Below are 9792 nucleotides of genomic sequence, written 5' to 3' on the forward strand. Positions count from 1 at the left end.
ATGTACTTAACTCGCTAATGTGGTTGCGAACTCACTAAGTTGTTGCCGTAACCATGTATGGGCAGGGTCGTAGTGTTTTATTGGGCTCCACACCATAGAAATTTCTTGCGGTACCATTTGAAATGGCAACGGCAATGTGACTAAGTTATCTGTCTGAAAGCTAGAAATTGCCAATCTATTTGGAATACTAAGTAGTAAACTAGGCGATTGTTCAATTAACTTTTGCGCTTGAAAATGCCGTGTGAAAACTTGAATATTGCGGCGTTTCTCTAATTGCCAAAGTGCTTCATCGAGTTCACCTAGCTTATTCGGATGGCTATCTTTTGAGATACGGTTTTCACTCGTGATACCACTTCTACTTACCCAAATGTGTGGCTGTGATAAATAGCTCTCGAGTGTTGGTGATGTTGCAAACGGGTTACCTTGATGACAAACAACACGAAAATTATCACGCCACAAACGTTTCTGATGAAAAGAGGTTGGTGCTTGTTTAAAGCGATTTATTGCAAGGTCAACGCTGCCTTCTTGTAGTTCAGTGAGTTGGGTATCGCCTGGCGAAGTGATGTTGTAGCTAAGGTTAGGGTAAATACTTGAGGTACTCGCAATAAAAGGAAAAAGTAAGCAACTTTCAATGTAATCATTAGTGAGAATTTTAAAGGTATAAGTTGCAGATGTTGGATCAAAATGGCTGTCAGATTGAGTAATTGATTCACTTAAACGAATAAATTCACTGATCTGAGGTTTTAGTGCTAACGCTTTTTCCGTTGGCTGCATACCACCTGATGTGCGAACTAACAGAGGATCTGAAAAGTATTCTCTTAATCGTTTTAACGCTGCACTAACGGTTGGTTGTGTGAGTGCAAGTTTGCTTGCTGCTCGCGATACACTTTTTTCTTCTAATAATACATTTAGGTAAACCAACAGGTTAAGATCGATATTGCGAATATTCATAAATGACTGTACAAATTAACTTTTAAGTACAACTTATAACAATTTTATGGTTTATGCGATTATTCTTACGCTTTAGATAGTGTATGCACTACGATATAAAACTTAATTAGAACAAATAGATGAGATATGCTCGGGCTAAATTTGAAAATCTATGTCGGATAAATAAGGGCTAAAAAATCACAATTGGCATTTTGAAAAATAAAAAAAGCCGAATTATTCGGCTTTTCTAAAAGGGTAAATGCTTTGATTACAAACCTTTTTCAGAGTAAAGCGTTACTTTACCGCCAACAAATGTGACTTTAATGTTGGTGCTATCATTTCCCCAAGTACAATCAGTGTGCATTGTTTTCTCTTCACATTTTGATGCGCCACCTAAAATTGCTTCAACTTCTTCTTTGTTCTGACCTACTTTGATTTTTTCGTAGTTTTCTAAAGTCACTTTTGAACAAGCAGTAAGTGTAAGCAGTGCAGCAGCAGTGATTAGTAGTTTTTTCATGGCTATTCCTTAATGGTTATAACGTCGAATTTGCATAATCACGCCGAGCCTTGGATGGTCGAAATAATGGATTTCTGAACTTATCACACGGCGAAATTGTGAAAAACGATCTGTTTTTAATACGGTTTCAGTAAGCTGCTCTGCAGAAAATGTATTTTGATTTTGCTCAAAATTTAATTGCTCTACAGTTTGCTCAGTTAAATCATTTAAGTCAAAATCAGCTTCGATATTAAGGTAATTGTGGCGAATAAACACTTTGAATTTACCTTCTAACTGCCAAGTTTGCTTTGTTAAAATTGATTCTTTCGGTGCGTCATCAATTTCAGGTAATGCTTGATGAAGCGTTTCAGTCGAAGACTCATCAATTCCATAATCCATTTCATATGAAGTATCGAATTGCGTGTATTCTTCTAACATTTGCTCTAATGATTGAGTTTTTTCTGTTTTATTAACAACAGCAGATAAATTTTTACCACCGTAAAGGTACATTGGAGTTGCATTACGGACATTGCTTTCAGGCTGACGCCAACCTGTGTGCAATAATGGTTTTAAACCACGCTGTTTTAATCGTGCTACTGTTTCTTTCAGTTCGAGTTGCTCTTCGGAAAGCAAGTAAATGTAATCTTTATGCTCTTGAGTAAGGGCTTCCGGTGTTAAAGGTAGTGTTTCAAGAGCTGTAATGTCGATGCCTTTTTGACAAGCTAGTTGCTCGGCGTCAAATTCAGTCGGAGCATCTTGCTCTGACATTATTTCAACAGTAGCTTGCATTTCAGGCTCTGTAACAGTGCGTTCGAAACGCTGCTCACCGGTTGAAGAGGTTTCTTCCTGATTAACCGTAATGTCTAATTCACCAGTACATTCTTTATATTTAATTTTTTGAATTTCTTGATACGCATCCGCGATGATATCTTTTGTTTTGCTGTAATCTATTGCAGCAAGATCATCAGCGGATAAGTCTTCTTTTAATTCACTATCAAGTTGTCTTTCAAAAAAGATCAATTCAATATCAAACCAACGTAAATTGGCATTTGCCATAAAACTTGCGCTTAGCAGCGTAAATGGCAAAACGTATTTTATTATCATTATTTCAAAACCTTTTGTGCAAAGTCTTTAAGCATTGCTGTTACAAGTTTTAAGCGTTCTTGATTATTCTTTTCTTCAATCATAAAACGCAACTTACTTGCACCTTCCATTTTATAAAACTGTGGGCTTGATTGTAGTAACCCGATAATGAAACTCGGATCAACCTTAGTATCTTGGCTAAATTCAAAATAGCCACCTTTAATATTGGCATCAATTTTTGTAATGCCTATTTCACCTGCCGTAATTTTGAGTTGCTGAATTGCAAACAAATTTTGTAATGCTTCAGGTAGTAAACCAAATCGGTCAATTAATTCAACTGTTAACTCGTCCATTGCATCTTTATCTGTGCAACTTGCGATACGTTTGTACATGCTTAAACGTGTGTTTACATCATGAATGTAGTCATTTGGAATAAGCGCTGGGATTTTTAAGTCGACATCACTTTGTTTACGCAATAAATTGTCAAGGCTTGGCTCTTTACCTTGTTTTAATGCTTCAACTGCTTGGTCGAGCATTTCCATATAGAGGCTAAAGCCGATGCTTTCAATTTGACCACTCTGTTCATCTCCGAGTAGTTCACCCGCACCGCGGATCTCTAAATCATGAGTTGCTAGGGTAAAACCAGCTCCTAAATCTTCTAAAGACGAGATAGCTTCAAGGCGCTTTTTGGCATCTTTACTGATTAGCTTTTCATGTGGTGTTAGTAAATAGGCGTAAGCCTGATGGTGGCTACGTCCTACACGACCACGCAACTGGTGTAACTGTGCTAAACCAAAACGATCAGCTCTATCAATTAAAATGGTATTTGCAGTTGGAATATCAATACCGGTTTCAATAATTGTGGTACACACAAGTACATTGAATTTTTGATGATAAAAATCTGACATTAAAGATTCGAGTTCTTTTTCGCGCATTTGACCGTGTGCAAATTGCACATTAGCCTCAGGTACTAACGCGGCAATATCGTTCGCGAAGCTTTCAATAGTTTCAACATTATTATGTAAGAAATAAACTTGACCTCCGCGCTTAATTTCACGAATGATGGCTTCTTTTGTCAGTTCATCATCATTTTGGCGAACAAAGGTTTTAACTGCCAAACGCTTAGCAGGTGGCGTTGCAATAATTGATAAATCACGCATGCCACTCATCGCCATATTAAGCGTACGCGGAATTGGCGTTGCAGTAAGCGTTAAAATATCTACATCTGCTCGTAACGACTTTATTTTTTCTTTTTGGCGAACCCCAAAACGGTGCTCTTCATCAACAATAAGAAGTCCTAAATCGTCAAATTTAATGTCTTGCTGTAGTAATTTGTGGGTACCTACAACAATATCAATTTTACCTTCAGCTAAGCCTTCAAGGGTTTGTTTTTGTTCTTTTGCTGTTTTAAAGCGGGATAAGAGGGCAACTTCAACAGCGGAATTGGCAAATCGGTCTTTAAAGTTTTCAAAATGTTGTTGAGCAAGTAGGGTGGTTGGAACCAATACAGCAACTTGCTTTGAGTCATTTACCGCAACAAAAGCGGCGCGCATGGCAACTTCTGTTTTACCAAAACCAACATCACCACACACAAGTCTGTCCATCGCTTGAGGTTTTTGCATGTCATTAAGCACGGCACCAATGGCATTTTGTTGATCATCTGTTTCTTCAAACGGGAAGCTATCGGCAAATTGACGGTATGCCTTGCTATCATGATTAAAGGCATAACCCGGTTTTACTTCACGCTGAGCGTAAATATCTAATAATTCAGCTGCGACATCGCGGACTTTTTCAGCAGCTCGACGCTTGGCTTTTTCCCAAGCTTCAGAGCCGAGCTTATTGAGCGGTGCTGTCTCTAAATCACCGCCTGAATAACGCGACAGTAAATGTAAAGAGGCAACAGGTACATAAAGCTTTGCTTCATTAAGGTAGTGAATTGTCACAAATTCAGTTGTAACACCACCGGCATCAATGGTTTCTAGGCCTTGATAGCGACCAACACCATGATCTAAGTGAACAATTGGCTGACCAATTTGTAACTCAGCCAGATTACGGATAATAGCGTCTTGGCTGACCTCGTATTTATGTTTACGGCGACGACGCTGAGAAATCTTTACACCCAGTAACTCTTGCTCAGTAATAATTGTGAGCTTTTCAGTGTGTAATGAAATGCTTTGCTCAAGTGGCGATACAATCAGACCAACGTCACTGTTATTGTTCAAAAAGTGCGATAGATTATCAAATTCGGCTAGTTTAAGACCGGTTGGCTTAAGTAATGTTAATAATGATTCACGACGGCCATCACTTTCTACACTAAATAAAATGCGGTGTTTATCCGATTTAAGCGTTGAAATATAATTTAACACTAACTCAAACGGTTGTTTCAGTTGATGATTTACACGAATATCAGGAAGGTCTAGAAGCGCAATGTTGTGATTAGCTGCCTTGGTACCTAACTTACCTTGTGAAAGCGCAATGCGTGGCGACTCATTGAGTTTAGAAAATATATTCTCAACATTCAGGTAAAGTTTGTTGGGCTCTAAAAGCGGGCGTAATGGGTCGACTTTACGGTTTTCAAAACGTTTTTCTATATCAAGCCAGGTTTCGCGGCAACTGTGTTCAAGATCGCCTAATGTGAAAATCACATTATCAGACGGCAAATACTCAAACAGAGTTGCGGTGTTATCAAAAAAGAGCGGCAAGTAGTATTCAATACCCGCAGGTAAACTGCCTTGACTCACTTGAGAATAAATCGAACCTTTTTCATGTGCTAAACCAAATGCTTCGCGATAATTAATACGGAAACGTTCAATATCATCTTCGTCTGTGCCAAACTCATGGGCAGGCAATAAGTCGATTTCCTGAATGTTGTCGCGAGAGCGTTGTGTTTCAGGGTCAAATTGACGAATTGAATCAATTTCATCGTCGAATAAATCAATGCGTAGTGGGGTATCACTGCCCATTGGAAATAAATCAATAATTGAACCACGTATCGCAAATTCACCATGCGCCATTACCTGTTGCACGTTAATATAGCCAACCGATTCGAGGGCACTGCGTAGCGTCATACTATCTAAGGTATCACCAACGCGGTACTTAATTGCTTTACCATAAATAAATTCACATGGCGCAGTGCGTAACATCAAACCTGCAATTGGCACAATAAGCACACCATTATGCTGATTACGCAGTTGACTAAGCAGGCTTAAACGCTGCGAAATAATGTCTTGATGGGGTGAAAAATGGTCGTAAGGTAGTGTTTCCCAGTCTGGGAATAAATTGACCGGGACATCTGGCACTAAATAAGAAAGCTCAGCCTCAAGTTTTAAAGCTTGTTGCGTGTTTTGAGTGACAATTAATTTAAATCCAGTATGGCTTTGTACTGCATCTGAAATTGCTAAACTTAGGGCCGAACCAACTAAATTGCCCCAGGCAATTTTGTCATTACGTGTTTTAACCCAGGGTAAGTTAAGCCACTGACTTTGCATTAATGTCACTCCTTAGTATTAATCTCGGTATAATTTAGTTAGATCTTGGTAATGGTCGATACGACGGTCACGTAAATACGGCCAAATACGACGAACAGATTCGCTACGTGCTTTATCAATATCTGCATACAGAATTTCATCGTCATTATTTGAAGCGTGCGCTAGGATTTCACCTTGTGGGCCAGTGATAAAACTGTTGCCCCAAAATTGAATACCCTTAGATTGACCACTTGGGTCGGCTTCGTGACCTTGACGGTTACATGCAATAACTGGCAAGCCATTTGATACCGCGTGAGCGCGCTGTGCGATTACCCACGCGTCAAGTTGGCGTTGCTGCTCTGCTTTTTCATCATCTAAATCCCAACCTATTGCTGTTGGGTAAATTAAAAATTCTGCGCCTGCCATCGCCATCAAGCGAGCAGCTTCTGGGAACCATTGATCCCAACATACTAATACGCCTAGTTTACCGATAGATGTTTCAATCGGTTGAAAACCTAAATCACCTGGTGTGAAGTAAAATTTCTCATAAAAACCTGGGTCATCAGGAATATGCATTTTACGATAAGTACCTGCGATTTCGCCGTCAGTATCAAGTACAACAGCGGTGTTATGGTATAAACCGGTTGCGCGTTTTTCAAAAAGCGACGTCACAATCACAACATTCAGCTCTTTTGCTAACTGGCCATAGAGAGCTGTGCTTGGCCCTGGAATTGGCTCGGCAAGATCAAAATTCTCTGTGCTTTCTACTTGACAAAAATACAAACTACGGTGTAATTCTTGAAGTACAATTAGCTTTGCGCCATTTTTGGCCGCTTCTTTAATACCAAGAACAGTTTTGTCTTGGTTATGTTGTAAATCACCGCTATTAGAATGCTGAATCGCAGCAACTTTAATTGTCTGAGACATGATTAGCTCCGTAAAAAACCGTTAGGTAATTGCATGGTAATACAATGTAAACTGCCAAATTGGTGAATTAATGGCAGACAGTCAATTCCAACAACTTGATGCTCTGGATATGCTTTAGCAATAACATCAAGTGCAGCTTGGTCGTTAGCATCTTGATATGTAGGAACTAACACTTTGTTATTGATAATAAGGTAATTGGCATAAGTTGCCGGCAAACGATCACCTTCATCATTAAATTTTGCACTTGGCCAAGGTAGGGCATATAAAGTGTATGCATCGCCACTAGGTGTTTTAAGCGTTTGTAATTGCAATGCCATGCTTTGTAATGCGTTAAAGTGTTCATCATCACTGTCATCACAGGCAACATAAACCAAAGTATCATTTGGCGCAAAACGCACTAATGTATCAATGTGACTATCGGTATCGTCACCAGCAAGGTAGCCGTGATCAACCCAAAGGAAATGATCAACACCTATTACTTCACTGAGTTTGGCTTCAAGCGCTTCTTTAGAAAGATTGTTTTCACGGTTTTCGTTTAACAAACACTCACTGGTAGTAAGTAATGTTCCTTTACCATCAGTTTCAATGCCGCCGCCTTCAAGTGCAAGTTCAACTTTGCTACTTGATGCATCTGCCGCAAGTACAGAGTTAAAAAGCTGCTGGTTTATCGCGTTATCGAGGTTTGCTTGGTACTTATTGCCCCAACCATTAAAGGTAAAATCAAGCGCATGCAAGCTATCACCTTTATATGTGCAAATAGGGCCATGATCACGTGCCCAAGTATCGTTAGTTGGGCAAATAACAAAATGAAGGTTATCTGTAGCTACTTTGTTATCAATAAATAACTGGCTAATATGTGCTTTAAGCGCGTCGTTATGGGCCACAATGATTAAGCTTTGTTCAGATAAAATTTCACGTGCAATAGCAACATAGGTTACTTCTACTGAATCTAATATATTTGCCCAGTCAGTATCTTTATGTGGCCATGTTAAAAGAACGGCATCTTGTGGTGCCCATTCTGCAGGAAAAACTGTTTTCATAGTGTTTTACAAATGGAATTTTGGCCAATATTAACAAATGGTGGTGTTATTTATTAGTGTTTAATTGATGTTTTTCTTTGTTTGCTTCTTTTTTAACACTTTTGCTTGCACATGTAGACTCGCCCTTACCATAAGCTCTTGATCTTGCTCTCGGATGTGACTAAAAATAAAGCGAGTTTTAAAATTTTCTTCGACAGCTTGTGAATCGACCACTTGCGCAAAACAAAATACGGCTGCGGCTTCATCTGCTAAAAATAATTTACAACAATAAAACGCATTAGCTTGATATTGTTCAGTTGTATTGACTACAAAACCGCTGCCACCAAAACTATGGGTTTCAAGTTGGTCTTCATGCTGATTTTCACTAGCTAAAATATGCGACAAGATCAAATCAATTTTACGGGATTGTAATTTAAGGTACTGGGCTAAATCTTCTGCCACATCACCTAGTTGACGAAGTGGTCTAAGCGCTGTTTGTTCAAGTATATTTACTTCATTGGCGAGAAGAAAAAGCGGGGGAATGATTTTATCTATGTCGCTATCGTCTTTTGGCAAGTTAGCTTCTTCGACTGGTTCTAAATTAACACTAATCGCGTGTTCAATTTGAAAGTATTGATTAAATTGCTCGAGCAGATAAGACATAAAGTAAGCTGTTTGACTAAATAATTTAATATCTTAGCCTGAACTCATAAGTTCAGGCAAAGAATTTATTATTTTTCAGTTAGCTGCCTGTAAAAGGCACGTTTTCAACCACCTCTAATGACTGGTTAAGGGCATCTAATCGGGTATTTACAAAGCGTTCTTTACCGATTAATTCATCAATACCAAGGCGTTCTAACTGATATTTCGCATCTTGATTCGGGCAGTATAAGAAAACTTCACAGCGCGCTTCAATGGCATCTTTTATCGCGTTTTCAAGGGCAAGGCCTACTGTCATATCAATCATTGGTACATCACTTAAATCGAGTATCATCGCTTTATATTTATGTACAGAAGTATGCTGCCTAGATATCGCTTTCGATACACTGAAAATCATTGGCCCTGATAAATAGAAAAATAGAATTTTACCTTTCGCTTTATCAAGTATTGCACGTTCATCATTGTTAAGTGGCACATCGTCATCGTCGGCGTCACTAATGGCTTTTACATGTTTTGCTTGCTCGCGGCTTAAGCGTTCAATAACAATAATATTAGAAATAAATACACCAAGGCCTACAGCAATTAATAAGTCTACAAAGACAGTCAATAACATCACGCCATACATTATTGCTGTTTGTTGCATGCTTGCTTTGTGAGCGCGTTGTAAAAAGCTCCAATCAAGAATGGAAATACCAACATAAAGTGCGATACCCGCAAGTACAGCCATTGGAATTGGTTCGATTAAGCTACCGGCAACGAGTACAACCAGCATTAAGATAATCGCGCGAATGATTGCAGCTGCTGGGGAGCGAGACCCTACCTGTATACTCACAACCGTGCCCATGGTAGCACCTGCACCAGGTAATGCGCCAAACAAACCTGAGATCATATTCGCAATACCTTGGCCTTTTAATTCTTTGTTTGAATCGTGTTCTTGGCGCGTAAGTGAATCAGAAATAACCGCAGTTAACAGAGTGTCGATACAGCCAAGCGTACCAAGTACCATGGCTTCAATAATCATGGTTACAAACTGATCAGAGGTAAACGTAGGAAATACTATATTTGGCAGGCCAGTAGGGATTTCACCAATCCGACGAATGCCCTCGTCAGTAAATAAAATAACTGAAACTAAGGTAATTGCGATTAATGCAACTAATTGGGCAGGAATGTATTTGCGGTACTTTTTAGGAAAGTAAAATAATATAGCTAA

At 39.1% G+C, this 9792-nt stretch carries 8 protein-coding genes; all 8 read right to left on the reverse strand.

All coding sequences use genetic code 11. The features are described 5' to 3' along the window. Window positions 1–6: 6 nt before the first annotated feature. The gene (locus tag ABYD77_RS15265; protein WP_372770982.1) at window positions 7–951 is read right to left on the reverse strand and encodes a LysR family transcriptional regulator; all 945 of its coding nucleotides are present in this window, start codon (window positions 949–951) and stop codon (window positions 7–9) included. A gap of 247 nt (window positions 952–1198) precedes the next feature. Beyond that, the gene (locus ABYD77_RS15270) at window positions 1199–1447 is read right to left on the reverse strand and encodes a lipoprotein (RefSeq protein ID WP_038641424.1); all 249 of its coding nucleotides are present in this window, start codon (window positions 1445–1447) and stop codon (window positions 1199–1201) included. A gap of 9 nt (window positions 1448–1456) precedes the next feature. Further along, the gene (locus ABYD77_RS15275) at window positions 1457–2530 is read right to left on the reverse strand and encodes a CsiV family protein (protein WP_372770983.1); all 1074 of its coding nucleotides are present in this window, start codon (window positions 2528–2530) and stop codon (window positions 1457–1459) included. Next, window positions 2530–5997, reverse strand: a complete 3468-nt coding sequence (mfd, locus tag ABYD77_RS15280) for a transcription-repair coupling factor (RefSeq protein WP_372770984.1) — start codon at window positions 5995–5997, stop codon at window positions 2530–2532. Before mfd ends, ABYD77_RS15275 begins: the two co-directional genes overlap by 1 nt. Before the next feature lie 18 nt (window positions 5998–6015). Beyond that, window positions 6016–6903, reverse strand: a complete 888-nt coding sequence (locus ABYD77_RS15285; protein WP_372770985.1) for a carbon-nitrogen hydrolase — start codon at window positions 6901–6903, stop codon at window positions 6016–6018. Window positions 6904–6905: 2 nt separating this feature from the next. After that, window positions 6906–7943, reverse strand: coding sequence for an agmatine deiminase family protein (locus tag ABYD77_RS15290; RefSeq protein WP_372770986.1), 1038 nt, complete (start codon window positions 7941–7943; stop codon window positions 6906–6908). A gap of 60 nt (window positions 7944–8003) precedes the next feature. Continuing rightward, complete coding sequence (locus tag ABYD77_RS15295) at window positions 8004–8585, reverse strand: PilZ domain-containing protein (RefSeq protein ID WP_372770987.1); 582 nt, start codon at window positions 8583–8585, stop codon at window positions 8004–8006. Window positions 8586–8664: 79 nt separating this feature from the next. Continuing rightward, on the reverse strand, window positions 8665–9792 hold a 1128-nt coding region (locus ABYD77_RS15300; RefSeq protein WP_372770988.1), incomplete at its 5' end, for a SulP family inorganic anion transporter.

Origin of the sequence: Pseudoalteromonas sp. (assembly GCF_041629635.1) — a bacterium.
In the GTDB taxonomy this organism is placed as follows: domain Bacteria; phylum Pseudomonadota; class Gammaproteobacteria; order Enterobacterales; family Alteromonadaceae; genus Pseudoalteromonas.